The sequence below is a fragment of the Streptomyces sp. NPDC045431 genome (assembly GCF_040646655.1).
In the GTDB taxonomy this organism is placed as follows: domain Bacteria; phylum Actinomycetota; class Actinomycetes; order Streptomycetales; family Streptomycetaceae; genus Streptomyces.
The window spans coordinates 12,568-37,504 of record NZ_JBEZAQ010000030.1 but is presented as its reverse complement, the minus strand read 5'-3'; the positions used below and the strand labels follow the sequence as shown (position 1 = coordinate 37,504).

24 protein-coding genes and 6 pseudogenes are annotated in these 24,937 nt (G+C 70.8%); 15 read left to right on the top strand and 15 right to left on the bottom strand.

Features of this window, described 5'->3' with window-relative positions; translation table 11 throughout:
* Positions 1-277: 277 nt before the first annotated feature.
* Positions 278-793, top strand: coding sequence for a GNAT family N-acetyltransferase (locus tag AB0A69_RS32635; RefSeq protein ID WP_361429529.1), 516 nt, complete (start codon positions 278-280; stop codon positions 791-793).
* 148 nt (positions 794-941) lie between these two features.
* Here the strand turns inward: AB0A69_RS32635 and AB0A69_RS32630 are convergent, their stop codons facing one another.
* Positions 942-1,304, bottom strand: coding sequence for a hypothetical protein (locus tag AB0A69_RS32630; protein ID WP_361429527.1), 363 nt, complete (start codon positions 1,302-1,304; stop codon positions 942-944).
* Positions 1,305-1,499: 195 nt separating this feature from the next.
* Here AB0A69_RS32630 and AB0A69_RS32625 point away from each other — a divergent pair.
* Together AB0A69_RS32625 and AB0A69_RS32620 are read left to right on the top strand one after the other, a co-directional pair.
* Positions 1,500-2,263 (top strand): annotated as a pseudogene (locus AB0A69_RS32625) (IS5 family transposase).
* 476 nt (positions 2,264-2,739) lie between these two features.
* The gene (locus AB0A69_RS32620; protein ID WP_361429525.1) at positions 2,740-2,958 is read left to right on the top strand and encodes a hypothetical protein; all 219 of its coding nucleotides are present in this window, start codon (positions 2,740-2,742) and stop codon (positions 2,956-2,958) included.
* A 65-nt stretch (positions 2,959-3,023) separates the two neighbouring features.
* Here AB0A69_RS32620 and AB0A69_RS32615 read toward each other — a convergent pair whose 3' ends face one another.
* Positions 3,024-4,115 (bottom strand): IS630 family transposase, encoded by a 1,092-nt coding sequence (locus AB0A69_RS32615; protein ID WP_361429523.1) that lies wholly within the window; start codon positions 4,113-4,115, stop codon positions 3,024-3,026.
* A 25-nt stretch (positions 4,116-4,140) separates the two neighbouring features.
* A complete protein-coding gene (locus AB0A69_RS32610; protein WP_361429521.1) occupies positions 4,141-4,872 on the bottom strand; it encodes a hypothetical protein in 732 nt (243 codons plus the stop codon).
* Between the two features lie 221 nt (positions 4,873-5,093).
* On the opposite strand from AB0A69_RS32610, the gene AB0A69_RS32605 reads away from it, so the two are divergent.
* Positions 5,094-5,471: a phage holin family protein gene (locus AB0A69_RS32605; protein WP_361429519.1), complete on the top strand. Its 378-nt coding sequence runs from the start codon at positions 5,094-5,096 to the stop codon at positions 5,469-5,471.
* A gap of 441 nt (positions 5,472-5,912) precedes the next feature.
* Positions 5,913-6,767, top strand: a complete 855-nt coding sequence (locus tag AB0A69_RS32600) for a DMT family transporter (protein ID WP_361429517.1) — start codon at positions 5,913-5,915, stop codon at positions 6,765-6,767.
* 18 nt (positions 6,768-6,785) lie between these two features.
* Here the strand turns inward: AB0A69_RS32600 and AB0A69_RS32595 are convergent, their stop codons facing one another.
* Entirely contained in the window at positions 6,786-7,295 is a 510-nt protein-coding gene (locus tag AB0A69_RS32595) for a hypothetical protein (RefSeq protein ID WP_361429515.1), read from the bottom strand.
* Positions 7,296-7,880: 585 nt separating this feature from the next.
* Here AB0A69_RS32595 and AB0A69_RS32590 point away from each other — a divergent pair.
* A pseudogene (locus tag AB0A69_RS32590) lies at positions 7,881-8,137 on the top strand (hypothetical protein); the annotation flags it as partial.
* Positions 8,138-8,920: 783 nt separating this feature from the next.
* Here the strand turns inward: AB0A69_RS32590 and AB0A69_RS32585 are convergent.
* The gene (locus AB0A69_RS32585; protein WP_361429513.1) at positions 8,921-9,151 is read right to left on the bottom strand and encodes a hypothetical protein; all 231 of its coding nucleotides are present in this window, start codon (positions 9,149-9,151) and stop codon (positions 8,921-8,923) included.
* A gap of 182 nt (positions 9,152-9,333) precedes the next feature.
* Between AB0A69_RS32585 and AB0A69_RS32580 the strand changes: the two genes are divergently transcribed.
* Both AB0A69_RS32580 and AB0A69_RS32575 read left to right on the top strand, forming a co-directional pair.
* Positions 9,334-10,644 carry a cation:proton antiporter gene (locus tag AB0A69_RS32580; protein ID WP_361429511.1) on the top strand — a complete coding sequence of 437 codons (1,311 nt, stop codon included), beginning with the start codon at positions 9,334-9,336 and terminating at the stop codon, positions 10,642-10,644.
* Between the two features lie 388 nt (positions 10,645-11,032).
* Positions 11,033-11,242 (top strand): annotated as a pseudogene (locus tag AB0A69_RS32575) (DUF6207 family protein).
* Between the two features lie 124 nt (positions 11,243-11,366).
* Here AB0A69_RS32575 and AB0A69_RS32570 read toward each other — a convergent pair.
* On the bottom strand, positions 11,367-11,786 hold the full coding sequence (locus AB0A69_RS32570; protein ID WP_361429509.1) for a DUF5958 family protein: 420 nt from the start codon (positions 11,784-11,786) through the stop codon (positions 11,367-11,369).
* A 533-nt stretch (positions 11,787-12,319) separates the two neighbouring features.
* Here AB0A69_RS32570 and AB0A69_RS32565 point away from each other — a divergent pair.
* Positions 12,320-12,658, top strand: a complete 339-nt coding sequence (locus AB0A69_RS32565) for an STAS domain-containing protein (protein ID WP_361429507.1) — start codon at positions 12,320-12,322, stop codon at positions 12,656-12,658.
* A gap of 336 nt (positions 12,659-12,994) precedes the next feature.
* On the opposite strand, the gene AB0A69_RS32560 is transcribed toward AB0A69_RS32565, so the two are convergent.
* Together AB0A69_RS32560 and AB0A69_RS32555 are read right to left on the bottom strand one after the other, a co-directional pair.
* Positions 12,995-13,450, bottom strand: a complete 456-nt coding sequence (locus tag AB0A69_RS32560) for a peptidase inhibitor family I36 protein (protein WP_361429505.1) — start codon at positions 13,448-13,450, stop codon at positions 12,995-12,997.
* A 157-nt stretch (positions 13,451-13,607) separates the two neighbouring features.
* Positions 13,608-14,555: a helix-turn-helix domain-containing protein gene (locus tag AB0A69_RS32555; protein WP_361429503.1), complete on the bottom strand. Its 948-nt coding sequence runs from the start codon at positions 14,553-14,555 to the stop codon at positions 13,608-13,610.
* A 1,473-nt stretch (positions 14,556-16,028) separates the two neighbouring features.
* Between AB0A69_RS32555 and AB0A69_RS32550 the strand changes: the two genes are divergently transcribed.
* Positions 16,029-16,295, top strand: coding sequence for a hypothetical protein (locus AB0A69_RS32550; protein ID WP_361429501.1), 267 nt, complete (start codon positions 16,029-16,031; stop codon positions 16,293-16,295).
* A 91-nt stretch (positions 16,296-16,386) separates the two neighbouring features.
* On the opposite strand, the gene AB0A69_RS32545 is transcribed toward AB0A69_RS32550, so the two are convergent.
* The 3 genes and pseudogenes from AB0A69_RS32545 to AB0A69_RS32535 all read right to left on the bottom strand — a co-directional run bounded on the left by AB0A69_RS32545 (position 16,387) and on the right by AB0A69_RS32535 (position 17,486).
* Entirely contained in the window at positions 16,387-16,779 is a 393-nt protein-coding gene (locus tag AB0A69_RS32545; protein ID WP_361429564.1) for a VOC family protein, read from the bottom strand.
* Between the two features lie 33 nt (positions 16,780-16,812).
* Positions 16,813-16,997, bottom strand: a pseudogene (locus tag AB0A69_RS32540) (helix-turn-helix domain-containing protein); the annotation flags it as partial.
* Positions 16,998-17,075: 78 nt separating this feature from the next.
* Entirely contained in the window at positions 17,076-17,486 is a 411-nt protein-coding gene (locus AB0A69_RS32535) for a hypothetical protein (protein ID WP_361429499.1), read from the bottom strand.
* A gap of 206 nt (positions 17,487-17,692) precedes the next feature.
* Between AB0A69_RS32535 and AB0A69_RS32530 the strand changes: the two genes are divergently transcribed.
* Both AB0A69_RS32530 and AB0A69_RS32525 read left to right on the top strand, forming a co-directional pair.
* Positions 17,693-18,394: a type 1 glutamine amidotransferase domain-containing protein gene (locus AB0A69_RS32530; protein ID WP_361429497.1), complete on the top strand. Its 702-nt coding sequence runs from the start codon at positions 17,693-17,695 to the stop codon at positions 18,392-18,394.
* A gap of 49 nt (positions 18,395-18,443) precedes the next feature.
* Positions 18,444-18,902 (top strand): annotated as a pseudogene (locus AB0A69_RS32525) (LysR substrate-binding domain-containing protein); the annotation flags it as partial.
* A gap of 93 nt (positions 18,903-18,995) precedes the next feature.
* Here the strand turns inward: AB0A69_RS32525 and AB0A69_RS32520 are convergent.
* From AB0A69_RS32520 to AB0A69_RS32510, 3 genes and pseudogenes are all read right to left on the bottom strand, one after another.
* On the bottom strand, positions 18,996-19,265 hold the full coding sequence (locus AB0A69_RS32520; RefSeq protein WP_361429495.1) for a hypothetical protein: 270 nt from the start codon (positions 19,263-19,265) through the stop codon (positions 18,996-18,998).
* Between the two features lie 249 nt (positions 19,266-19,514).
* Positions 19,515-19,817: pseudogene (locus AB0A69_RS32515) on the bottom strand (TetR/AcrR family transcriptional regulator); the annotation flags it as partial.
* Positions 19,818-20,000: 183 nt separating this feature from the next.
* Positions 20,001-21,839 (bottom strand): NAD-binding lipoprotein, encoded by a 1,839-nt coding sequence (locus AB0A69_RS32510; protein ID WP_361429493.1) that lies wholly within the window; start codon positions 21,837-21,839, stop codon positions 20,001-20,003.
* 1,151 nt (positions 21,840-22,990) lie between these two features.
* Between AB0A69_RS32510 and AB0A69_RS32505 the strand changes: the two genes are divergently transcribed.
* On the top strand, positions 22,991-23,212 hold the full coding sequence (locus AB0A69_RS32505) for a hypothetical protein (protein WP_361429491.1): 222 nt from the start codon (positions 22,991-22,993) through the stop codon (positions 23,210-23,212).
* A gap of 545 nt (positions 23,213-23,757) precedes the next feature.
* Positions 23,758-23,991: a hypothetical protein gene (locus AB0A69_RS32500; protein WP_361429489.1), complete on the top strand. Its 234-nt coding sequence runs from the start codon at positions 23,758-23,760 to the stop codon at positions 23,989-23,991.
* Here AB0A69_RS32500 and AB0A69_RS32495 read toward each other — a convergent pair.
* Positions 23,988-24,569, bottom strand: a complete 582-nt coding sequence (locus tag AB0A69_RS32495) for a TetR/AcrR family transcriptional regulator (RefSeq protein WP_361429486.1) — start codon at positions 24,567-24,569, stop codon at positions 23,988-23,990. The genes AB0A69_RS32500 and AB0A69_RS32495 overlap by 4 nt on opposite strands.
* Positions 24,570-24,690: 121 nt before the next feature.
* On the opposite strand from AB0A69_RS32495, the gene AB0A69_RS32490 reads away from it, so the two are divergent.
* Positions 24,691-24,906: a hypothetical protein gene (locus tag AB0A69_RS32490; RefSeq protein ID WP_361429484.1), complete on the top strand. Its 216-nt coding sequence runs from the start codon at positions 24,691-24,693 to the stop codon at positions 24,904-24,906.
* Positions 24,907-24,937: the final 31 nt, after the last annotated feature.

Below are 24,937 nucleotides of genomic sequence, written 5' to 3'. Positions count from 1 at the left end.
GTCGTTCGGGCTCAGGTCGCCCTTCATATCCGTCACCACGTCGTCCACTCCTCGGCTGACCTGGAAGTACCGCAGGGCAAGTGCGCTTCGCTGAGCCTCCGCCAACTTAAAGGTGCAGGTCAAAGGGCTGGCGTGACCGGTACTCAAGGTGCTCATGCTGGTCGTGGGCGACTGTCTACGAAGTAGATCGTCCGACAGGAGGTGCTTTCGATCCTGACGGTCCGGCAGCGAGGTAAAGCGGTTCGTTCTGAGGTACCTGTGGCATTACCGTGGCGCGATGGTGCATGTGCGGGAGATGGTTGAAGCTGACATCGAGGCCGTCTCGACGATCCGGGTGCGGGGATGGCAGGCGGCATACGCCGGCATCGTTCCCCAGACTTACCTGGATGCAATGACGGTCGAAGGAGATGCCGGTCAGCGGCGGCAGCTGTTCTCTCAACCCCGTCGGAAGTCACGAGACCTTGTGGCGCTCGGTGACCGTGGCCCGGTGGGGTGGATCTGCTTCGGGCCGTGTCGAAGTGAGCTGTCTGGTCTGGGGCGAGTGGGTGAGGTCTACGCCTTGTACGTCTCGCCGGATCTGATCGGCCAGGGGATCGGTCGGAAGCTCCTGGACGAGGCGCACGCTCAGATGAAGATCCAAGGCTTCGAAGCGTCGGCCTTGTGGGTTCTCGATGACAACCACCGAGCCCGCTGCTTCTATGAGCGGGCTGGCTATCAAGTCGACGGTGGGGCTCAAGCCGACGTCTACGACGAGATCACGCTCACTGAGCTCCGCTACCAGCGCGTGCTCTGAGTTCAGCGACGGTGTGTGCATCCTGGCCAGTTCGAGGACCGCTCTCCCTTGTTCCGGCGGTCGGTGCGACATTTGCCGCCACGGGTAGCGCGGCTGGTCATGACGCACCGGTCGACTTCCCGGCTGCAGAGAGCACGCACCGCTGCGGCTACCGCCGCGGTGTCGCCACGGTCATGCCCTGCCAGCCGGGGCCGAGTCCTCGGCGCCTGAATGTACTCGAGGGCGCCGACCGCGCAGAGGCGGGGGCGTGGCCGACCGAAACGCCTCCCGAGCCGTCGAGGTGGTCGCGAAGCCGGCTGAGAGTGCCTCGGATGGCGAACAGGTGGAGGGCTGCGTGGCCGTCTATCTGCGGGGCTTCGGACAGGGCCTCACTCAGCGTTTCCATGGCCGTGATGACGTCCTCGACCGCCGCGTCGCTCCACCTGCCTCCTTGTACGTCGGCAAGGAGGCAGGCGGTCTCGGCAACGGCGTCGGCCAGGTCCTCTACGCCCGCGGCGGTGCTCTTTCCCATGATGTGATCAACGATGTCACACCGCCACCGGCGTGTGAGCGGCACGACGGGCAAGGCCCGCCCCGGCGCGGGGCGATACGGCGCGTACCGCCCCGCGAGACGGCGGGGCTTGCCCAGGCACCGGGACCGTCCCGCCCCCGCGGCGGATGGTCCCGGCCCAGGCCGGCGGCCTAGGGGGTGTCTGATATTGATCTTGTGGTGGGTTGTGGTGAGCTGACGGGTGCGGCGTGGGAGCGGATAGCGCCCCTGCTGCCTGGTGTTGACGGTCGTGGGCGGCCGTGGCGGGATCACCGACAGGTGATCAACGGGGTGATGTGGCGGTTGCGGACCGGTGCCCCGTGGCGTGACCTGCCGGAACGCTACGGTCCGTGGCAGACGGTCTATGAGCGGTTCGCCCGCTGGGAGACGGACGGAACCTGGGCCCGCCTGCTCGAGCAGGTCCAGGTCCGGAAAGACTCCGTCGGAGCCGTGGAGTGGACCGTGTCGGTCGACTCCACGACCAACCGGGCTCACCAGCACGCCGCCGGTGCCCGCAAAAGGGGGCGGCAGCAGGGGACGAACTGGAAGATCCGGCACGCGAGGCGGCTGGCCAGGCGCTCGGCCGGTCACGTGGCGGGCTGACCACCAAGGTCCACCTCGCCTGCGACGGCCGGGGCTTGCCTCTGGCCGTGGTCGTCACGCCCGGCAACGCCAACGACTCCACCGTATTCGACGCCGTCCTGGGCGCTATGAGGGTGCCCCGGTCCGGTGTCGGCCAGCCCCGCCGCAGGCCCGACGCGGTCATCGCGGACAGGGCGTATTCGTCCCGGGCGATCCGCCAGGCCCTGCACAGGCGGGGTATCCGGGCGGTGATTCCGGAGCGGGCCGACCAGCGGGCCAACCGCCAGCGGCGCGGCCAGGCCGGAGTCCACCTCGCCGCACTCATCCTCTGGCTCCGCGAACCCACCCAGGGACCTTAGGACGCTTCTTCATGTCCGGATCGTCGACCTTGGTCGATCACGGAACTTGACCTCAATCTCGGTTGAGGTTGGAGGCTGGCGCCATGACTGCCATCGTCGCTGGCCTCCGGCCGGTCGCACTGCCCGATACCTGCCCGTCCGGACGCGGGCCTCATCCTGGCGTCGCTATGGCGCACCAGGGGGCTCGATCAACAGCAGAAGGTCATGTCCGGCGTCATGGACGCCTGGGAGAAGGCCCGGCTGCCAGCCGAGTACCTTGCGCGGCATTGTCTGGCAGGGTCCGACGGCCGGACCATCCTCAACTTTGCCCAATGGACAAGTCCCGAAGCGCACCGGGCCTTCGCCGCCGACCCTCGCAACCAGCAGACTCTTGGCAGTGCCATCCAGGCGCTGTACTCGGCCGATCCGCCAGGCCGTTACCTGCCCTACCGCTTCGCGGGGCGGCGCGATGGAGCCGCCCGCTACTTCACCGCAACGTGGCACGACACCGAGGACGATGGGATGGCCCGATCGCCGCCGATGAGTTGTTCGAGCGCGCCCCCGCCGCCCTGGTGTCCTCGGCCGCGGTGGCGGAGTATTTCTACATCGGCGAGGCCGGACGGCAGCTCCTCGTGCTTGCCGGGTTTCAGGACGAACCCGGCGGTGCCGGCCCATGGTTCCGCCCGTTCCGCGGGCTGGTGCGGTCGGCGCGCTAAGACCCGCTCTCACCGCATCCGGCAGCTCGCCGAGACCGGCCACGGGATCAATTACCAGACACCTCCTAGTGATCTGAGTCAGAGATTCGTCGGTAGTAGGCGGCGACTTTGTCGAGGATCTCGTCGTCGGTCTTCGTCCAGACGAACGGTCTGGGGTGTTCGTTCCAGTCGGCGAGCCAAGCCCGGATGTCGCGTTCGAGGGCCTGGACGGAGCGATGGACGCCGCGCTTGAGCTTCTTCTGCGTGAGTTCGGCGAACCACCGCTCGACCAGGTTCAGCCAGGACGCACTGGTCGGCGTGAAGTGGAGGTGGAAGCGCGGGTGGGCAAGCAGCCACTTCTTGATGTCGGGCGTCTTGTGGGTCGCGTAGTTGTCCAGGATCAGATGAACCTGGAGGTCGGCCGGGACCTCCCTGTCCAGCTTGACCAGGAATTTCTTGAACTCGGCGGCCCGGTGGCGGCGGTGGAGGGAGCCGATGACCTTGCCGGTGGCGACCTCGAGGGCGGCGAAGAGAGTGGTCGTGCCGGCGCGGATGTAGTCGTGGCTTCGGCGTTCGGGGACACCGGGCATCATGGGCAGCACCGGCTGGGACCGGTCCAGGGCCTGGATCTGCGACTTCTCGTCCACGCAGAGAACGAGCGCCTTCTCCGGCGGGTCGAGATAGAGGCCGACGACGACGCGGACCTTGTCGATGAACAACGGGTCGGTGGACAGCTTGAACGTCTGGGCCCGGTGCGGTGCCAGGGCGAATGCCCGCCAGATCCGCGAGACCGTTGACTGCGACATCCCTGTCGCCGCGGCCATCGACCTGGTCGACCAGTGGGTGGCGTTCTTCGGAGTCTCCTCAAGCGTCTTGACGATGACCCGCTCGACATCGGCGTCGGTGATCTTCCGCGGAACACCGGGCCTCGGATCGTCGCACAGACCGTCCAGGCCGCGTTCGATGAAGCGCCGCCGCCAGGTGCGGACCGTGTCCGGAGTGATCCGCAGCCGACGGGACACCTCCATGATCGAGTGGCCCTCGGCGCACTCCAGCACGATCCGCGACCGCTGGGCCAGTGACTGGGCTGTCGTGCGGCGACGCAACCAGCCCTCCAGCACTACCCGCTGGGCGTCAGTGACCGACAACGGCGGAATCTTCGGACCCGGACGACTCATACCCAACCAACGACGAATCTCCGACTCAGATCACTATCGCCTTTCGGCCTGTAGGAGCGGGAGCGGTGACCGAGACAATCTCGCCACTGTCCAGGTCGAGGAAGAACGTCCTACCGATGCCACCCCGTGAGTCGGTGAAGCTGGCTGCGATCCGGTCGGCCGATACAAGCAACGGCTCCCAGTGATCTACGCCGACCTCCTCCGGGACCCAAGGTCTACGCGGCCGGATCTCCCATCCGGTCCGCTCTCCCACCTCCAGCACACCCGGGAACGACACCGCACCGAGCGCAATCGGCGTGGACCAGAGGCACTCGCTCTCCCGCGTGTACCGGGCCACGCGAGGCTCCGGTACAGACGTGGGCCGGCCTCGTTCGCCACGGACCAGGCGTGAAGCGCTGACCCACGAAATGACGAACCCGTCGTCAAGGAGGACGAACGCGCCGATCTCCTCATCGGGGCGGCACTCCAGGTGGGCGGTGGGCCCAGTGGAACCGTCCGGCAGAACACCTTCCAGGAGCTGACCATCACGGTCCGGGTAGGCGAGCCACAGCGTGCCGTCCGTGGAGAGACGGGATTGCGGCCTGCCTGTCCCGGTGTAGGTCCACTGCCACGCCACCTTGCCGGAAAGGTCGACCCTCGTGATGACGGTCGCCAGCGGATTCGGACCGTAGCTAGTCACAGTCAGTGGCCCGGAGGTGTCGGATGTGGCCACAGCCCGGATCTGGCCCGGCATGGTGAAACGCGATGAGAGGGTCATGCGTCGGCATCTTGCCGCATGTCTCCGTCCGCAGCGGTTGGGTCCTCTGCAGCGCTCGCCTGCTCTAGGGACCAACTGCAGTGCTCAGTCCCACGTCTCTGCACCGGCTAGTGCTGTGACCGCGAACCTTCGCCGGGTTGCTCCCCGGTCCGGTCGGGCGCCGCCGCGGCGGCGGGCGCGAACGGCGGTGTGCCCGGGCCCGCACCGGGTACCAGCGCGTCATGAGGCAGTCGACCGAGGACGTTCACACCATGATCCGGGAGGACACCACGGTCCGCGAGGACATCGACACCGCGCGGGACGAGGCGGCACTCGGCCTGTCGGAGGCGCGCCACGGCGTCGTGGCGCTGGCGGCCGGCGGGGCGTTTGGGCTGCTGGCCCTGCTGTCGGCCCACTCGACGCTGGTGCGCGGACTGGAACGGGTCTGGGCGCCCGAGAAGGTCACGGGCGCGCTCACCGTCGTCTACGCGTCGGGCGCCTCCGTCCTGGTCCACTACGGGGCCAAGCGCATGCGCGTGGCCCGCGCCGCCTCCCGTGAGGCACTGCACTCCTCGGTGGACGTGGTCCGCCACGTGGTCGACGAGCTCAAGGACGCCTGACCACCGGACCGCGCCCCGCGGGTCCTTCACGGGTCCCGGCCGCTGGACCCCGCCGTGGGCCCATGGCCTGGGACCGGCCTCGGTCGGGCGCTGCTCCGCCGGGGCCGGCCGCCGGACCCCGCCGTGGACCCATGGCCTGGGACCGGCCTCGGTCGGGCGCTGCTCCGCAGGGCTCATCGCCGAGAGCCGGCCTAGGTCGGGCGCCGCCCTGCCGGGCCCCATCGCCAGGAACCGGCCTGCCGGGCCGCCGGGGCGGGTCCGCATCGCCGGACCCGCCCGCTGGAGCCGCGCCGCCGGGACCTTCAAGGGGCAGACCGCGCCCCGCCGGGCGCCCCCGCTCGCCGCGTTCGGCGGGCCGTAACGATAGCCCCCGACCGGCCGGATACTGGGATACTGCCGTGTAGTCGCCGTCCGCACCGTTTGCGCGGCGAGGATCGGCGGATGGGCGTCGTCCTCCCCACCCTCTTCGCGCTGTGCGCGGCGACCGCCAACGCGGTCGCCACCGTCCTGCAGCGCCGTGCCACGCTGACCGTCCCCCAGACGCAAGGCTTCCGCCCGGGCATGCTGATCGAACTGCTCCGCAAGCCCCTCTGGCTGGCCGGCATCCTGGCCGTGATCGTCGCCGGCGTGGGCCAGGCCGCCGCCCTGGCGACCGGCCCACTCGCCCTCGTACAGCCGCTGTTCATCCTGGAGCTGCCGCTCGCCTTGCTGTTCGGGTCCCTGGCGGACCGTCAGCGGCTGCCGCCGCGCCAGTGGGCGGCCGTGGCCGCCGTGGTCACAGGGCTCGTCGTCGCCATGCTCGCCGCCTCGCCCGAGGGCAACCGCACCCACGTGCCCCTGGACCGGTGGGTGATCACCCTGGCGGTGTGCGCCGCTGTCGTCCTCCTGCTGACGGCCACCGCGCTGCGCAGACCCCCGGGCATGGCCCGCGCCGGATGCCTCGGTGCGGCCACCGCGGTCTGCTACGCGCTGACGGCCTCCCTGATGAAGACGTCCATGCACATCCTCGACGACGAGGGGGTCACCGCCTTCTTCACCACCTGGCACACCTACGCCTTCGCCGTGTGCGGGATCTGCGCACTGCTGCTGCTGGAACACGCTCTTCAGGGTGGGCCGCTGGTGGCGTCGCAGCCGGCCCTCACCCTCGGCGACGCGACCGTCAGCCTGGCGCTGGGCGTGCTGCTCTACGAGGAGCACCTGCGCGGCCACTGGTGGCTGGTGCCGGAGGTGCTCGGTGTCGGCCTCGTGGTGGTCCGCGTGTTCGCCCTGGCGCGGGCCGAGAGCGCCCGCGAGTGACGGGGCCGGCCGGGCCGATCAGCCGTCCTCGTCCAGCGCCGCCAGCAGGGCCCGGGCCTCGGTGTGCACCCGCTCCACGTCGACGTCGTCGCAGATGACCTCCAGGCCGAGGGCCGTCATGTGCGGGGTTCCGGGGAAGTCGACGTACGACTGGTAGGCGAAGTAGGCGCGCATCCCGTCGTCGGGATCGCGCCCGACGCTCAGCGTCGCGAAGCGCTCCTCCTCGGCCGGCCCCGAGACCAGCGTGCGCGTGCTGCTCTCGCTCAGGTGGAGCTCGCGCTCGTAGCGGACGGGTGCCGTCGGCAGATCCAGCACCGCGCGGGCGAACTCCCGCGCGTGCGCCGCGTCGTCGAAGGCCAGCAGTTCACTGAAGACGGGCAGCCCGGCGAGGAGCAGCCAGCGCCGGTGCCCGTCCCCCTCCGGCGGCTCGTACGCGACCGACAGCACCGCCGACCCCTGCTCCGCCGGCCGGTGCGGCCACCCGGTCGTGTGCGGCCACGTGTACGTGAAGACCTGCTCGAACCACATGCCCCGCCCTCCCCCGAAGCGGCCCGTACGAGCCATTCGTCGTGAAGCCTAGGCGGTCGCACCGACAATCATCTCGGAACGGTGCCCCGGCGGCGTGAAGCGGCCCCTGCCGACGCGTCAGCCCCGCCGCGCGGGGTACGCGCGGAGCGTGACACGACAACACCATCAAACGAACGACGACATGAATCGAAGGCACTGATGAATCACCTCGTGACCGCTTCCCAAGACGCTTCGGCCGCACCCGCCTGGCTGCACGTGACGGTGATGGCCGTGGCCGTGCTGATCCTCTTCTACAGCCTCGCCCGGCGCAGCAACTGAGCGGCGCACAGCGCTGACCCGCACGACAACGAACCGGCGCGGCAACGGCCCGCGCCGCGACCGACCGGCTTGCGACCCGCCGGCGCCGCGACCGGCGCCCGCCGTCCTACGGGGCGTGCGGAGCCAGCCGGCCGCCCTCCTCCTGGCGCAGCGCCTCACGGGCCGCGCCCAGCGCCGCCGCCCGGTCGTGCGGCACCACACCGATCCGGGTCCGCCGGTCGAGCAGGTCGCCCTCGTCGAGGGCGCCCTCGTGGCGTACCGCCCGCGGCCGCCCAGGCCGAGGCCGTGGCGAAGCACTACGACGACCTGATCCGCACCTGCGCCGACCGCATCGAGGAGGGCGCCCGCGTCCGCGGCCTGCACACCGAGACGTCCTGGGGGCCACCGACGTCGCCCTGCTGTCGGTCGGGCGGGACGGCAGGACCGTCACCGTCGTGCAGTGGGGACAGATGGGCGACTTCGGGAATGCGCCCGTGGCCGCCTTCAAGAAGACCACGCGCACGGCCGTCGAGAAGCTGTACTGATCGGGCGGCCACCGGAAAGGGCCGGGGCCGTCCTCCCGCCACGGGGATCGGGAAGGACGGCCCGTACCGGTCATGCCCCGGGGCGGCAACCGTCGTCCTTCGGCCAAGTCCCGTGCCCTGGTCCGGTTCTACGCCCTGCCCGTCGCCACGGCGCCCCCGCCCACGGCCGTACGACGGGCGGCGGGCGGACCGGCGGCAGTAGCACGCGCAGGCGAGCGGCGAGCGACGGCTGCGGCCGTTCGGCAGGAGCGGGACGGCGGAGAGGCAGCAGCGCGAAGGGGCCGGGCCCCAGCTCAGCAGCAACACGGGCGGGCGGACGCAAGGACAGCGGGGGCGCGCAGCGGCCCGGCTGGACGGCGGAGCGGCGAACGGCCCCCGGGCACGCGGTACAACGGGCGGCGGGCGCGGCTCAGTCGAGGATGCCGAGCTCCGTGCCGGGCCGGCAGTACGGCCATTCCTCGATCCCTGGCTTCATCAGCGCGCGGCGGGCTCCTGCTCCGTAAGGGGCGTGGGGCGGCCTGCCATGTGGCAGTCGGCCAGGTGGACCCGGACCGGGTACGGGCCTGGTCGCGGCGGTGCTCCAGCCGGTAGGCGGCCGTCGGTTCGGCGGGGACGTGGGGTGCGGTGCGGCGGCTTGTTCACGGCGGCGTACGGCGATGGCCTGGCGGACGCGGACGAGGTGGAGCTCGAGCCGGTTCTCGATGACGAGGAGGCGGGGTAGGTCCGGTGGCAGGTCCGGAGTAGCTGCTCCGTGCCGTCCCGGTCGCGGGGCGGGGAGCGGGTTCACTGTCGGGCCTCGCGCTGGGCGAGCTCCTTCAGCTGCATCCGCGCGGCGGGCGTTCCGGCCGGGCTGGACCAGAAGGGGTGAGCGGCGATCCGGGTGGACAGCTCCAGCAGCTCACGGCGCCCGGCGGTCGGACTGATCGCCGACGCGGGGTCCGCGAGGCGCCGGTAGGCGGTGTACCAGGAGGTCTGGGCCCGGAGCAGGTCGAGAGGGAAGTCGTGCGTGTCCACCCCTTGATTAGATCGCATGTTCGATTTCTGGGGCAACCGCACATCCCCGGCACCCCGGAGGAACCCCACCGCCGCAGGCCTGGCACCGACTGCGGCGGCACGGCGGCTCCGCGATCGGGGCGGTCTGTGTTCAGAGAACAGCACCGGCGTGCCGCTCCTTGTCGACGGGGTATTCGTCAGCGATGATCTCGGCTGACTTCCTCTTCGCCCTGTTCGGGACCGGCGCGCTCACGGCGGCGGTGGTTCCGCGCCTGGTCGCCGGGCGCCCTGTGTCCATGCCGCTGGTGTTCCTGCTGTGCGGGTTGGCGTTCCAGCTCCTGCCCGTGCCTCTGCCTCAGATCGATCCGGTCCGGGACCGGCTGTGGGTCGAGCACCTGACGGAGGTATGCGTCATCGTCTCGCTCATGGGCGCCGGCCTGGCCCTGAACCGTCCCTTCGGCCACGGCAGGTGGCGTACCTGCGGACGACTGCTGGGCGTGACCATGCCGTTGACGATCGCGGCGACGGCCGTGCTCGCGTGGTGGCTGCTGGACTGGCCGGTGGCCGCAGCACTGCTGCTGGCCGCCGTACTCGCTCCCACCGACCCCGTACTCGCCTCCGAGGTGCGAGTCGGTGCGCCCACCGAATCCGAGCACGACGAGGACGAGGTGCGCTTCGCGCTCACCAGTGAAGCCGGCCTCAACGATGGCCTCGCCTTCCCCGTGGTCATGGCGGCGATCGCCCTGGCCGGCGCGGGAAGCAGCGCGCCGGGCGGCCGGATCGGTCATTGGCTCCTCGTCGACGTGGGTTACCGGTGCGTGGTCGGCGTGCTCGCCGGCCTCGCCGTCGGCAGACTTCTTGGCTGGCTCTTCTTCCGCGCCTCCCAATCGGCGGTGCGCCTGTCCGAGCACCGGGAGGGCTTCGTCGCCCTGGGCGCCACCTTCTTCGCCTACGGGCTCACCGAGCTTGCCCACGGCTACGGGTTTCTCGCGGTCTTCGTCACCGCCTGTCGCATCCGCGCCGCCGAGCGCGCACACGGCTACCACACAGTGCTGCACGACTTCGTCGAGCAGATCGAGCGACTGCTCACCGCCGCGCTGCTCTTCCTCCTCGGCGCGTTCATCGCCCAGGGCGCGCTGGCGCCACTGACCTGGCAAGGGGCAGTGGTCTGTCTTCTGCTGCTGCTCGCCGTGCGCCCCCTCACCGGCTGGCTGGCCCAGCTGGGCACGGCGCCCGGCCCTCGCGAACGCGCCGTCACCGCGTTCTTCGGCATCCGCGGCATCGGCTCGCTGTTCTACCTCGCGTACGCGCTCGGAACCGAGGGCTTCCAGGTACCGGCCGAAGAGCTGTGGGCCCTGGTCACCTTCACCGTCCTGGTCTCCGTCGCCCTGCACGGCATGACCGCCACACCCGTCATCTCCCGCCTGGACCACCTGCGACAGCTCCAGGCCCGCCGCAAGTCGCACGACCGGCACGGACCGGACGAAGACGACGTGGCGAAGGAACGGCTGTGAAACACACCCCGCCCACACCGATCACCGCGGGCTGGGCACCCAGCCACCACCACGTGTGGCAACAGCTCCACCACCCGCCGACGCCATGAGGACGACGAGCTGCCCAACACGGCCCCAGACAGCTTCCCGGGGGCTGGGCAAGCATCGGCTTCATGGGAGGGCGCAACACACCGGGACCTCTCGGTAGGGAGCCGTGCCGCGCGGGGGAAAGCACGGCTCCCCGACCATGAGGGGAGCAGCACCGCCCGGTCCTGTCAGCGCAGCGCGACCGCCCCTTCCTGTCTACGGCCGGGCCACAGCCTGTGCGACCGGCGCGTCGATTCCCTCAAACGGGTTGCCTTCCCGCGATCGGCGAACCGGCTGACCAGGCGGGACCGGCGGTAGCGGTATGGAGATCGATGAGCAGCGCATCGTCGAGCCCGGGCTCGTGGTCCTGGATGTCGCCGCCACGGACGAGGACACCGTCCGCGCGGTGATGGAGGGCCTCCAGCACACGTGAGCGACCTCCGGCATCACCCCGGTGTGGCGTACGCCAGGTGAGCCCGGCGTGAGGGCGCGGGTGTACGCCGACGTACGTCGTCCTGGCACCGCGCGCTAGCCGGGCCGGCGCCGCTCGTACGGCGGTGAGCAGCTCGTGACCGTCCTTGCTGGTTTCCCCATCGGCGGAGCTCGTCGGCTGCGAGGATCGCACCCTCCGGGCCAGCGCGCTCCGCCACGGCACTTCACCGAGGAGACAGGTGGTGCCATGAGTGTCCGCACGTGCCTTTGCAGTACGTCTGCCTGCGGCGGGTGTCGGCGACGGAGAACACCGAGACGAGGACACGGAACGCTTTGACATGTTCGTCGGCCGGGAGGGCTGCGAACCCGTAGCGAGGCGGGTCCATGCACATCATCACCGCGGGGTTGGCCGTGGGCTTCACGCCGGACCGGGAAACTCCCTCACGCCCGTCTGCCGCCGTGATGTGGGCCTGCATCGCGTAGCCGGCGACTTCCTGCAGTACAGCCCGCCGCCCTGCCGGGGAAAGGGCGGAGAACCAGAATGTTCCCTCATCCAACGTGCGGAGCTCCTGGGCGACCTCATTGACGACTCGCTCGGCTTCACGCCGAAGTGCCCACCCATCCTCACTGCTGGTCCCCAACATCTGCCGATCATTCCACAGCACGTCGGTCGAGAAGGAGCCTGAGACGAGCGTCGGGTATTAAACCCCGGCACGGGACGACAGAGCTGCATTCGGCACGGAGCGGCGGAGGGCCGGACGGGCGGCCGGCATGGCCGGACACGGGGCCTGTGGGCAGGACCTGGTCGACCTCGTCGGCGGAGGCGGCGGGTACGGCGACCCGACCTCGGTACGGGCAGGCGCACGCACCGGCTCATGGCCCCGACCATAGGCGCAGCCCGTCCGACCAGCCATCGCGGCCAGAGCACACAGCGCTCGCAAGGGGCCGAGCCGAGGACTTGCCCTCCCCCGCGCTCCGGGCCTTCGTCCTACCTCGGGAGCGCGTACGGACACGGAAGCAGCCCGGCCGACCTGGGCAGTACGGAAGGCGGCGACGTACGCCGGGGGATGCACGGGGATGACTACCCCGGCCGGATGCCCGTGGTTCCACCGGACCGCACGATGGTTCCCGGTGCGTGCCGCGCATCCTCGATCGGCCTCTTTCCTCAAGGAACAGCGTGACCGCCCCTGCCACCCCTCGTCACGATCCCCTGATCGCTCTCGGCCTGTCCCTCCCCGAACACGCCGTGGCCTGTGTCTCCGTGCCGGGCCGGATCGATATCACCACTGCCGGTCATGTACGCGACCACCTGGTGCGTACGCTGCGTGTGTCCTCCGGCGACCTGTACCTCGGCATGACGGGCGTCACGTTCTTCGACTGCTCCGGCGTCGGCGCGTTGCTCGCTGCTCATCGGCGCGGCGCCCGTACCGGGCGGCGTCTGATCCTTCGGGCCGCCTCCCCGCAGGTGACCCGGGTGCTGAAGATTGTTCGTGTGGCGTCCCTGTTCGCCGCGTGAGGAGCGGTGCCGCTCAGCCGGCCGCACGAGCGGAACACATCGGCCTGACGGCCCAGGGCGTTTCCAACGATCGTTGGACCGGTGGTCATGGACTGGGCCGTCGCGGTCGACTTCACGATCATGCGCGTGCGGCAGAAAGGCCCGGGGCGCCCGTAAACCGGCCGGACACACCAGTGCGCGGAAGGCCCCTGGGCTGTCATGGCAGCGGCCGTCGCGTTGCCCGGAGCTCACGCCCCGGGCGCGGCCCGAGTCCGCACACGTGGGTGGTGACGCGTGCGGACTCGGAACCAGCGCCGTGGGCTGCCGGGCGTGCCCCCGCGCCTGGCAGCCGCTCCTCTAGGAGCCCTTGTACGAACCGATCGGTGTGGCGGTACCGCAGGAAGAAGAGCCCAGCTTCTGCACAGCGGAGATCTTGTCGTCCAGGTCGAACCAGTCATTGAGCTTCGACACCGAGTACCCCGGGCGCACGCAGTACTTCGCTCCCCCGTTGTAGGCGTCCACGTATACGTACCAGGACACGCTGTTGCGGTTCCACAGCGAGTTGAACCTGTCGTTGTCGCCGCCGAGTGCCGGTGCTGAAGCCGTGTACGCGGTGAAGATGCCGAGGTAGTTGTCGTCGGACCACGCACACAGCCGGTTGTCGGCGCACTGCGCGGGGCTCGCCGACGCGGGTGCCTGCGTCGTGGTGAAGGCCACTCCTGCGGCGCCCAGCAGGATCGCCGCGCGTTCCAGTGCGCGGCGGGGGCGGGTTTTCGTACCCGGTGACCGGGATGACGTCGGTGAAGAGGTCATGCGCGTACTCCCCTTGTCGAAGACGGTGTACCTCCGGTAGTCCGGCGCCGGGCATCCCCGGACACACCGGAACGCCATGAATGTTCCGGGCTGCCGCGCGGTGCGGCCATGCCCTTAAGCAATGGCTTAAGGTGCCGGGCTGACAGGCCGGGCAGCGCTACCGGTTCCCGTCCAGCAGTTCCCGGCCCAGTGGGGTGGCCATGTGCAGTACGGAACCGCCGCGCCGGTTGGTGGTGATCAGGCGTGCGTCGCGCAACGCCTTGGTGTGCTGGCTGGCGGCCGGCAGGGAGACGCCGAGTCGCGCGGCCAGTTCGGTGGTGCTGCAGCCTTCGGCGGCCGCGCGCAGCGCGGCGGCCCGGGTACGTCCGAGCAGGGCGCCCAGAGCGTCGTCGGCCGCAAGGTTTCCGGGACGCCACAGCGCAGCGCCGGTGGCCGGATCGGTCACCGCGGGTACGGTCAGCCGCGGCACCGACGCGTCGTCGTACGGGTCGTACAGCAGGCTGGACTGGCGCCAGGAGAACAGGGTCGGTACCAGGATCAGCCCTCTGCCGCCCAGGTGGACCTCGACCGGGCGGGGGTAGCGTACTTCCAGCACGGGCGGGCGCCAGCGCATCAGCGGAGGGCTCAGGGAGGCCAGCAGGGCGTCGACTCCCCCTTCCAGGAACGTGCGGGCGTACTGCGCGCGTACAGCGTCCAGCCGTGACCGGGAAGCCGCCCAGTACGGTGCGACGGCCACCCGGTGACAGGACAGCAGACCGGCCGCCAGCAGCCGCCGGGCATCGGCGTCCCCGTCGGCGACGGCCCGTGCCCAGGAAAGGTGAACGGGGTCGACGGTGACGGGTTCCAGCTCGCGGCGTACCTGGGTGCGCGGTGCCCGCAGGAGAACGTCCACGGCGTGGTCGATGTCGGGTGAGTCGCCGGCCAGTGCCAGCAGGTCCAGGCCCGGGCCTCGGGCCGGCAGCAGTGTGACCAATGGCCGGGCTTCCTCGCCCAGCCGCTTGACCACGGTGGCCCGCCACCGTTGGAAGGGCAGCGGGAGGGAACGCCGGCTCAGCATCTCCAGGCTGTAATACGTCTCTGCGGCGGCGCCGATGGTAGCGGCCACCCGAGTACGGGCGAGATCCTCCGCGGTGAAATGAATGCGCAGCACCACAGACCCCCGTCACGGAGTGGGACACCTTCGGTGCGGTGTCGCTCCTGGTCGCCGCCTCCGTGGCGACCGAAGCATTCTCGGGCGGGACGAGCAAGGCGCGCAACGCACTTTCCGGACTTTTCGCCATGCCGCGTTCATGGTCTCGCGGTGGATGACTCGGTCTGCGGCGGGCCCGGACGTGGTACTGCCGCTCACCGGCCCAAGGCGGAGTCTCCCAGGCGTTCGGGCACCCTGAGATCCTCCGGCTGCCCACCGGGATCGGCACTGGGGAACACTCACTGGGCTGACAGGCACGACCGGCACGGCGGTGGTGGGCAGGAGTCTCTGTTCGCCGCACGGCGGCTGTCGGGACGGCGACCCGGCGACAAGCCGACGACGGCCAGCCCGACGACGGCCGCCCGGCGACGGAACGGCGGCGGAGCAGCCCAGACGCGGCTGTCTGCGGGCCGATACCGGCAGGATGATGAGGGGCACGGCCCAGACGCCGCGGGCAGGCGGCTGCCGGGCAGAAGGCCAATAGCCGGCGAAGCGGCCGCTCGGTGACGAGCCCCCGACACGGGCGATGAAGGCGGCGCCGTACAACGGGCCACGGGCGCACGGCAGCGGCGGGCGCGAGGGCGGCGGTGGCACGGAGCGGCCCTGGCCCGCGCGGTACGACGGACAGCGGCGTGCAGCGGCCCGATCACACGGCGACCCTGGCGAACGGAGGCGTACGGCGGGCACGGCAGCCCGGCTCCAACGCAGCGGCAGGCGGCGAAGCCGAGCGGCGACCCCGGCCGCACAGGGCGCGGAGCGCGGCGGCGAACGACGCGCGACCCTCAGCACGGGGACGAAGCGGAGCGGCGGCCACTCAGCGGGCGCGGAACAGGGGCGCGAATCGGCCCCCGGCACTCGCGGCGGGCGAAACAAAGGACGACGGGGCGGCGGCCGCCCGGCGGCCGGCGCGCTGGCGTCGGCGCGGCCCCGGAGCGCGGTGAGGGCGACCGCGGCGACGACGGCGTCGAGCGCGGTGCCCACCCGGAGGCCGGCCCTCTCCCGGATCACCGCCCCGCCCTGGCGGCCCGGCAACGCTGAAGCAGCCCGTCGAGCATCTGCTTGCCGGGAACGCGGGATCGCGGAGGCAGGCCACCACGCGAGCAGCCGCTCCAGCGGCTTGCGCGTCTTCTTCTCCCGACGAGTGTCCTGCGCCGCCCACCAGCCGAGCGCGTGGCGGGCACACACGCCTGGCACGAACGGACAGTCTCATGCCTCACGAAGGAGATCGCACGCCGGGCCGGAGCGACTCACGCGCTTGAGGAAGAACATGGAGGCCCCCTGGACCCGTCGATCTGCTCCTCCACGAACATCACGGACGTCCCCGGTTGCGCGCCCATGCTGCTGGTGCCGCCTCAGGCGACGTTTGTTCCCTGACGGTACGGTCGGCTGGTGGATGTGAGGAGACAGCCGGAGATCGGCGAGATCGAGGAGCGGTTCGTCGCGCTTGTCGAGGGTCGGCTGAGCCGCGATGAGGTTGACCGGTGGGCTGCGTCGTGGATGGCCGACGACGATCTCGTCTGGGAGGACCTGGCGTGGTGGGCGCTGGACCGCTTGCACGGCGTCGATCTCCTCGCCGGTCCGGATGGCGGCTACCTGCATGACGACGAGCAGGTACGCGACTGGCTCGGTGAACTGCGACGACGCCGGGCTGCGTGACACGAAGACGACCGGCGCCTACACGCCGTCGTCGACGGGGCGAACGTGGCCTGGCGCCGCACTAGCGGTCACCGTCGCACGAGGCTGACGCTTACTGCGGTTGCGTCGCGATCTGGATCAGGTTGCCGCAGGTGTCATCGAAGACGGCGGTGGTGACAGTGCCCATGTCCAGGGGCTCCTGGGTGAAGCGGACGCCAAGGCCGCGCAGGCGCTCGTACTCCGCCTTGATGTCGTCGACGGCGAACTGGGCGAGCGGGATGCCGTCCTCGACGAGCGCGTCGCGGTAGGGCCTGACCGCCGGGTGGCCGGTGGGTTCCAGGAGAAGTTCGGTGCCGTCGGGCTCGTCGGGCGAAACGACGGTCAGCCACCTGACCCCCTCGCCCAGCGGGACGTCATGCTTCTTCGCAAAGCCGAGGATCTCGGTGTAGAAGCGCTCGGCGTTGGCCTGATCGTCGACGAAGACGCTGGTCAGAGGGATCTTCATGGGGTGCTCTTCTCTGTCCGGAGGTGTCGGGCATTCGACGAGCCCGGCTGCCTCCAGCACGGGTGCCAAGGGACCGCCTGGCGAGAGATACCGACTTGGTGCTTCGTGCTCAGTCGCGAGCAGATCTCGACCAGTGTCTGCCCGGACTTCTCCACGAGCACGTCGAGGATGGTGCGGCGAGTGGGGTCGGCCAAGGCTTTGAAAAGGTCGTCGGCCATGACCAAAGGTCAGGCGAGCGTCCACCTGCCTATCAAGTCGAGGATGGCGGCCTGCGGATCAGATCGTCCGTCAGCGGTCTACTCCGAGATGCGGGAGTACGAACAAGGCACGCGGGAGGCGGGTCCTCGGGCGGACTCGGTGCGGAGTTCGGTGAGGGCCCGCAAGCTCTTGAGGTCGGCGCAGCCGTGCTCCACCGACGCCCGTCCGACGGCGAGGACGCGGTTGGCTTCCTCCCGCCCGGGGCGCGAGCTCGTGGGTGCGAGCGGGATGAAAGCCTGCGCCGAACGCAGCGTCGCGTACGTCGTCGTCCAAGCCACGGAAGCCGAGATCCGCGAGGGCCCCGAGGCGTGCCGCCGGCGTGGACGAGCCAGGATGTGATCGTGGTGGCCGGTGGCGTTGTCGAGCGGATCGCAGAGGGCCTCCACGTGGCGCACCGGGGCGCGCTTCTTCAGCGTGGTCCTGCTCGGCGTAGCGGTCCCCGCGGGCACGGGTCGTCGGCAGCCCCGGTGGTGCGTCTTGGATGGCCGCCGCTCATTGCCCGCCGCACCGGGGTCATAAGAATCCTTATGGCACTCGGTGGTCGCTGGATGATTGGTGATGGATTCTGAGGTGGTACCCATAGCCGCCCGAAATCCGGCGGCACGCGGCTCGCCGCGTGACATCCTCCATCCCTCACCGACAAGCAGGCGTATCCATGTCGAAGATCCTGATGGTCATCTCTGCCGCCACCACCTTGCAGCTGGCCGACGGCTCCACCCACCCCACCGGCTACTGGGCCGAAGAGGTCGCCGCCTCCCACCGCGTCCTCAGGGCCGCCGGTGTGGAGGTGGACATCGCCACCCCGGGCGGTGCGAAGCCCACCGTCGACGCGCTCAGCCTCAGCGCGCAGGGCGGCGTCCCCGCGGCGGACGCGGAGGAGTTCCAGGCGTACCTCGGCGGCATCGCGGATGAGCTTTCGCGCCCGCTGCCGCTGTCCGGTGCTACCGCCGGCGACTACGACGCGATCTACATCCCAGGGGGGCATGCTCCGATGGCAGACCTCGCTCAGGACGCCGACCTCGGCCGACTGCTGAACGAAGCCGACGCGCAGGGCAAGATCGTGGCCGCCCTGTGCCACGGCGTCGCCAGTCTGCTGAGCGCGTCCAAGGCCGACGGCCGCTTCACCTTCGCCGGCCGTGCCCTGACATCGTTCACGGATGAGGAGGAGCGCCAGGGCGGCCTCGGCGAGAACACGCCGTTCTTCGTCGAGTCCCGGCTGCGGGACCGGGGAGCGGTCCCGCGCACGGGCGCGGCCTGGAGCAACACGGTCGTCGTCGACGGCAACCTCATCACAGGCCAGAACCCGCAGTCGAGTACAGCCACCGCCGAGTCCGTCCTCAAGGCCCTCGCCGCCTGAACCGAGCACTGAGCGGGCTCATCCGACGCCGGGAACCACCCGCCCCAAGCACCAGGCGCTCCTCGCCATCCCGCTCGTCGACGAGGAGTTCCTCCTCGTCGGCCCGCCGTCCATGGCCCGCACCGTGGACGCCGACCGGCTGCTGGCCGCGCCGGCCGACGCGCTGGCCGCACTGCCGCTCGTCGCCTACGGGCAAGAGCTGCCGATCCTGCGCCGTTACTGGCGCAGCGAATTCGGCCGGCGCCCCGCCAACCCCGTTGCCCTCGTCGCCCCCGACCTCCGCGCGGTCCTGGCCGCCGTCGAAGCGGGCGCGGGGATCTCCGCTCTGCCGCGCTACCTCGCCGAACCGGCCCTGACCGCGGGCAGCGTCGTGCTGCTCCACCGCCCGCAGGCGCCTCCGCTCAACACCCTCTACCTCGCCGTACGCCGCGGCGCAGCGGCCAACCCGGCACTCACCGTCGTGCGCGAACGACTCACCGACGCGGCAGCCCAATGGGGAGGACTCTGAGCCGACAAGGCGCCGGAACGGCTGAACGGCGGACGACGACAGCGTCGTACGGGCCCGATGGCCAGCCGGACAGGGCGTAGGTGGCAGCGGCGATCAGCCCGAGGCCGATGCCGGGCAACGTGCGGCCGCGGAGGTGCGGCCGGTGTCGTCGGTGGCGTGGGCGGCTCCGGCGACGCAGAGCAGGACGGTACCGAGGAGGCCGAGCGCGGCCGCGAGCATCCAGCGGCGGGTGAGTCGGCGGCCGTCCACAGCACGCTCGACCAGGGCGGAGGCGAGCGGGGCGGTGCCGATCGAGACGACGGTGCCGATGGCGACTCCGGCCAGGCGCATGGAGCTGTAGAACGCCAGGGGGTAGACCGCCACCGAGACGGCGCCGAGCAGGACCGTGCCGCGCTGCCCACGCAGGCCGTCGGCGCTGCGAGCGATCTACGGGGCGGCGATGAGGGCCTGGAGGAGCCCGCCCAGGCCCATGGCACGGCGCCGATGGCCAGTGGGCCGCATCCGGGGCGAACGTGGCGGCCATGCCGGTCGTGCCCCACAGCAGGGAGGCGGCCAGCACGCACAGGGCCCCGCTCCCACGGCCCGGCCGTGGCCGGTCACAGCCGGTCCGGCCAGCGCCGCGGCCATCGCACGGACGTGCTGGAGGCGCTCGCCGTGGCCCTCCAAGCCGGCTCGGGCCATCGCGCCTTCCAGCAGGAAGGACAGGTGCTCGGCTGCCGCGAGGGCCTCGTCGGGCCGGCCGGGCAGCATCTGCTCCAGATGTCCGGCGATCAGGTGCTCGACCTGCTCCTTGTGAGCGCGCACCACTGCCCGACCCTCGTCGCCGACGGGGACTTCGGCGGCGGCGTTCAGCAGCCCGCGCCCTCGGAAGCCGTGTTCGTAGGCGAACGCCGCATGATCCGCGTAGGCGGCGAAGAATCCACGACACCCACTGCAACCGGGCATCCCGCCCCTGACGGCCACCGCGACCGAGGCCCCAGCCCACCCGGCAGGGCACCGGCCGCACCCCTGCTCGGCGGACGCCTCGTACGCCCGCTCCCGAAAACGAGCCCTCTCCTCGTCGATGTCGCACTCCGCCCGGCCGGCTCCGCCGGCCACTCAGCCTTCCGCCACGACGATCACGCAGTCTCCGGCAGAGAACCGCAGCTTGAGCCGCTTGTCGGGATTGATCCTCACTCCGTAAGCGGGGGCTGTCGAGGCCTCGGCGCGCAGACGGTAGCCGATGGCGCATTCGTGACGGCGGCGCGCGGATTCGACCACGGTGGCGAAGCCGACTTCACGGTCCGGCCGAACGTAGTCGGTGGCGGGCTTGAGGTGGATCTCGCTTCCGTCCGCGGTGAAGAGCTCGTCGAAGAGATCGGCCAAGTGCCGGTTCTCGGAGATCTGTGTCATCAGCAGGCTGATCAACCGGCCGCTGACGATGAAGTCGGCGCCCTGCCGCACCGGCGCAAGCAGCCGGTTGCGGTCGTCGGTCATCTCCGTGACGACGGACAGTTGGCGCGAGGTGGACTCCTCGATGGCACGCAGGTGGAGCAGCGTGACCAGCGTCCGGTCGTCCGTCTCCGGGACTCCCTCCGCGGTGTGGCTCTCGTCCCCGATGACCATCACGCTGTCGTACGACGGAACGTCGAGCTGGGCCAGTGTCTGCGGCTCGGTGATGTCGCCGCTGTGGAAGCTCACCAGCAGACGGCTTGGCTCCCTGCCGGTGGCTCGCGCCGCCTGGAGCGTCGCGGCGTCGCCCAGGGCTACGACATCGAGGGTGGAGCCCGGCCGCACGTACTGGTCGAGCTGTTCGATGATCAGAGGGGTGCGGCGGTTCCAGCCGAGGAGCAACAACCGTTCGGCCGCAGCGGGGCGGGACCGCACCGCGACGATGGCGTCCTCGTCGACGGGTGGGATGGTGTCGGCGGGAACCGCGGTGTCGTCGTCCTCGGTGATGACGATGAGTTGGTCGCCCTCGCCGACCCGTATGCCGGAATGCGGATTGAGGACCATTTTCCCATCGGCGCGGACGAGGCCTACCACCGAGGAAGTGGCGAAGGCTCCGAGCGCTTCGCCGAACGTGCCGTCGACGAGTGTGGGCGCGGGTACGACGTAGAACTCGTCTCCCGCGAAGTCCAGCAGCTCTTGGTAGACGAGGGAGAGGCCGGGCTGACGCGAAGTCTGCACGAGCAGCCGGGCGACGATGTCGTCGATGCTGAGGACGTGCCCGTGCCGGCCCGCTGCCAGGGTGGCTGCCAAGTGATGCCGGGAGTCCCGTACGGCCGCGACCACGACGCGATCACCGGACGGCTGACCGACCGCGTCGAGGGCGAGGAGCGTCTTCACGACGTGGGAGTCACCGCCCGGCACACCGGGCGGCAGCACCAACACGGCCTTCGCCGTGTCCGGGCTCAGCCGGGCCAGGGCCGTCGGGTCGGTGGTGGGACCACTGCGGCAGATGATCCGGGTCGTTCCGGTGTCGCCCACATGACCGGCGATCTCGGCGTCCATCTCGACTTTGTCCTTGTCGGCGAGGACGGCGACGGCCGATCTGCGCTGGTTGGCGTTGGCCGCCACCAGCTCCGCGACGACGGGGAAGACCTGATCCGACCAGCCGAGCAGCACCGTGTGCCGCTCCTCCAGAACCACCGACCGGCCCAGCCGCAACGCCAGAAGGCGCTGGCTGAGGCCCGTGGTGATCAAGCTGACGAGCGCCGACACGAACAGCAGCGCGACGAGTGCCAGCAGAACGGACGCCACCACATAGACCGGCGGTCCGACCTCACCGCCCAGCTTGAGGGTGCGACCGACGCTGGACCACACGGCCGCCACACGGCCGGAGACGGTCGGCGGCACATCACGGTCCGCCCATACGAGCACCACGCTCGCCGGGACCACGACCACGAGGCACACCAGCGTGAGCCAACCGATGAGCACGGGCGTGCCATGGGCCATGAGGTTGTCGAATCCGTATCGCAGGCGCGACCAGGAACAAGACGCGCGCCGTGCCATACAAAGCCCCCTGAACTGTCTTCTCCACCATCAGTTCCGACGTATCGACCCAGTCTCGCCGCACACTTGCAAGACTCCCGATCATCGGCACCTCATTCACTCCCAGGTGGTACCACCCGGACCGCCCCAGGGGCGCGAAACCCCAAGTCGGCGGTGTCGACGGCCGTGCAACGGAGGGAACAGCCTGGAGGTTGGACGGGTACCAGCGGGCTCCGCCACCGCCCGCCCCCAGTCACGTGGCCGATCCTGGAGCAGTTGCCCAGCGCCGAGGGCGCGGCCTGGGCAAGCCACCGTTGGGGGGAGGCTTGCCCGGCTCCTGGCCGTCGCCCTCCGGCTGCGGCGGTGCGGCAGCCTGGCGCCGGGCGGCTTCGGTGGCGGCTTCCTTGCAGGCGACGTCGTCGGCGTGGCAGGTGCCGCACACCGACAGGTCCCCGGCATACCCGGCCGTACGGAGTGGCGGCGGGCGGCCCCGGTACGACCGCAGGGCAGCAGCCGGGCAGGGATGGAGAGCAGCACCCCAGGCGGCGGCCCAGCGGCGAACAGCGGCGGGCGGGGACCGGCCCGCCGGGCAGAACGCGGTCGCCGTACGAAGCGGCGCAGCCCGCGCGGAGGCCATACGGCGGGCGGGCAGCGGAGCGGCGGGGGCGCAACCGGCGGCCGCCCGGCCACCCCGGCCACGCGGCAGAAAGGCGCAGCCCAGCGGCGCGGGCACGGGCGCGCGGTACGGCGGGCGGCACAGCTCCGGCGCAGGGGGCGCGGGAAGGCCGTGAAGAGCACGGGCGGTCTGCCAGCCGATCGCCGCCGCCCCATCCCACTGGGCGGACGCTCTGCGGCAGGTGCGTGATGCTGCCGGACTCGGCGACACAGGCGGCCCCGGCACGCGCAGCGGAGCGACGGACCCGGCGGACAGCGGCGTGCAGCGGCGCGGCCGTACGACCGGCAGGCAGCGGGGCCGGGCGGCGACCCGTACGACGGGCACGGCAGCCCGGCGCCAGCACAACGGCAGGCGGCGAAGCGGCGGGCGGCCTGGAAGCCGGGCCGGCGAGGGCACGATCCGGTGGCCAACTAACCGCAACGTCCCTAGGGTTGCTGAGATGACACCCAACACTGTTGATCCGGCGACGATCACACCGGAGATGGCTGCTCAGATCCGCAGGTGGCGATGCGACGAGGACTACTCCTGGCGCGCCGTGGCCCAGGCCGCGTCCGATCTGTGGGGCTCCGAACGGGGCAGCAACCAGCTCTTCGGCGAAGATCTCTGTGTGGCCGCAGCGAAGCTGCTGGGCGAAAACCCTAACCGGGAACCTTGGAACTGACGCTCGCCGGACGACTCCTCTCGGATCAGCGGGCTGCCCGGAGGAAGATGCCTGCGACGTGGAGGCCGGCCCGGGCCCGTCAACGGGCAGGTACTTCGCCCGCGCCGCCGCCGTCGGGTCGTCGTCCTACTGCCGCGCCGCGGTCGCCCGCGCCCCGCCGCGAGTGGCGGGGTCGCTTCGCCGCCTCTGTCGTACGGCTGCTGGCCGGTGGCCCCTCCGGCTGGGCCCCTGAGTGCCGGCTCGGCGCCGCGCCCGCTGGGGCCGTCGCTGCACGCCGACGCGGTGCCGGAGCCGTGCTACCGTGCCCGCCGTGTAGTCGCCACTCCGTTCCGGGGTCGCCGTACGCGCGTACGCCGCCCGCAGCGGGGCCACCGCCGACCAGTTCGCCTGCGTCCTGGAGGGGATTGCCGCCAACGGCCTGTCGTCGGTCGAGGATTGCACCCCGTGGGAGGAGCTGCGCGAGCAACACCTGGCCCGCCTCGTCCGCCAGCGCCCCGGCCGTCGCCTGATGGCCACAGCACGGCCCGCGCCGTGCCCGGATCGCCTTGTCCGACTCCGTCGCCAAGCAGCCGGCGAACATCACCAGCGAGGCGGAGATCCACGCCCTGGACCGCGCCCTGGTCGTCGTCTCCGTCGACCCCAACGTCAGCGAGCCGATCCCCGGCGACTCCTCCGGCCACCAGCTGCGCCAGGACACCGACGACGTCGAACAGGTCCGCGTCCTGTACTTCGTCACCGCGCTGCGCACCGTCGTGGTCGCCGCCTACATCAAGGTCTAGCGAAGGACCTGCTCGATGTGGTGGTCGAGGAGACGTTCCGCGGCTTCTGGGGTGCGGTAGCCGAGGGCGATGTCCACGCCGAGGCTGGTGGCGAGGGACCAGCAGATATCGGCGTCGGTACGTTCCTCGCAGCGCGGCTTGCTGCCCCGCTCCTCCCGGGCTGCCGTGATGAGGCCGGCGGTGAAGGTGAGCAGCTTGTCGTCGCCCGGCGCCAGGACCTTGGCCATCGTCGGATCGGAGACCGCCCGGCCCGCGGCCGCCAGCGCAAAGCGCATCAGCCGGGTACTCTCCTGGGCCGGGCTGATCAGGGCGGAGAGGCAGGCGCGGAGAACGGCCTCCGGACTGGTCGTGTCGGCGGCGGTGACCGCGTTCTCGATGGTGGCGTTGACGGCCCGTACGGCTCGGTCGAGGGCGTCGCGGATCAGGGCCTGCATCGAGGAGTAGTAGTGCTGGATCTGGCCCATCGAGACGCCCGCCTCCTCGGCGACCTTGCGCAGCGACACCTGCTCGATGCCGCCGCGCTCGGCCAGTGACCAGACGGCCTCGACGAGGCGCGTCCTGCGCGCTTCGTGATCCACGATCTTCGGCACGGTACCGCCGCCTTTCTCGCACCTTCACCATGCGATCGCATGGTAAAACCGAGCACTGTCCGTTACAGTGCAATCGCATGGTAAAACGCAATCAGACTGAGAGGATCCCATGAAATACGGCCTCTACCAGGCGCTCGGCATGCTGCTGCTCGTCATCGGAGCCCAGGGCGCAATTCGCCAGCTCGTCGACCACGACAACGCCGGCCTACTGGGCTGGTTACCAGGAGGCTTCGCCGCGAGCATCACCGTGTACGTACTGGCCGTCGTGATCGGCGCGGTCATCGCGGGGCGGGCTCACGATGCTCGTAAGGCGACTGGCAACTGACTCGGTGCGAGTGGATGAGGGACTGTTCGGC

Bases quoted from the DNA above. Each gene is read 5' to 3' on its own strand.
- AB0A69_RS32545 (WP_361429564.1), bottom strand. From the start codon at position 16,779: ATGAAGATCCCTCTGACCAGCGTCTTCGTCGACGATCAGGCCAACGCC.
- AB0A69_RS32570 (WP_361429509.1), bottom strand. From the start codon at position 11,786: ATGTTGGGGACCAGCAGTGAGGATGGGTGGGCACTTCGGCGTGAAGCC.
- AB0A69_RS32600 (WP_361429517.1), top strand. From the start codon at position 5,913: ATGGGCGTCGTCCTCCCCACCCTCTTCGCGCTGTGCGCGGCGACCGCC.
- AB0A69_RS32605 (WP_361429519.1), top strand. From the start codon at position 5,094: ATGAGGCAGTCGACCGAGGACGTTCACACCATGATCCGGGAGGACACC.
- AB0A69_RS32490 (WP_361429484.1), top strand. From the start codon at position 24,691: ATGAAATACGGCCTCTACCAGGCGCTCGGCATGCTGCTGCTCGTCATC.
- AB0A69_RS32505 (WP_361429491.1), top strand. From the start codon at position 22,991: ATGACACCCAACACTGTTGATCCGGCGACGATCACACCGGAGATGGCT.
- AB0A69_RS32560 (WP_361429505.1), bottom strand. From the start codon at position 13,450: ATGACCTCTTCACCGACGTCATCCCGGTCACCGGGTACGAAAACCCGC.
- AB0A69_RS32635 (WP_361429529.1), top strand. From the start codon at position 278: ATGGTGCATGTGCGGGAGATGGTTGAAGCTGACATCGAGGCCGTCTCG.
- AB0A69_RS32510 (WP_361429493.1), bottom strand. From the start codon at position 21,839: ATGGCCCATGGCACGCCCGTGCTCATCGGTTGGCTCACGCTGGTGTGC.
- AB0A69_RS32595 (WP_361429515.1), bottom strand. From the start codon at position 7,295: ATGTGGTTCGAGCAGGTCTTCACGTACACGTGGCCGCACACGACCGGG.
- AB0A69_RS32615 (WP_361429523.1), bottom strand. From the start codon at position 4,115: ATGAGTCGTCCGGGTCCGAAGATTCCGCCGTTGTCGGTCACTGACGCC.
- AB0A69_RS32630 (WP_361429527.1), bottom strand. From the start codon at position 1,304: ATGGGAAAGAGCACCGCCGCGGGCGTAGAGGACCTGGCCGACGCCGTT.
- AB0A69_RS32610 (WP_361429521.1), bottom strand. From the start codon at position 4,872: ATGACCCTCTCATCGCGTTTCACCATGCCGGGCCAGATCCGGGCTGTG.
- AB0A69_RS32530 (WP_361429497.1), top strand. From the start codon at position 17,693: ATGTCGAAGATCCTGATGGTCATCTCTGCCGCCACCACCTTGCAGCTG.
- AB0A69_RS32580 (WP_361429511.1), top strand. From the start codon at position 9,334: ATGATCTCGGCTGACTTCCTCTTCGCCCTGTTCGGGACCGGCGCGCTC.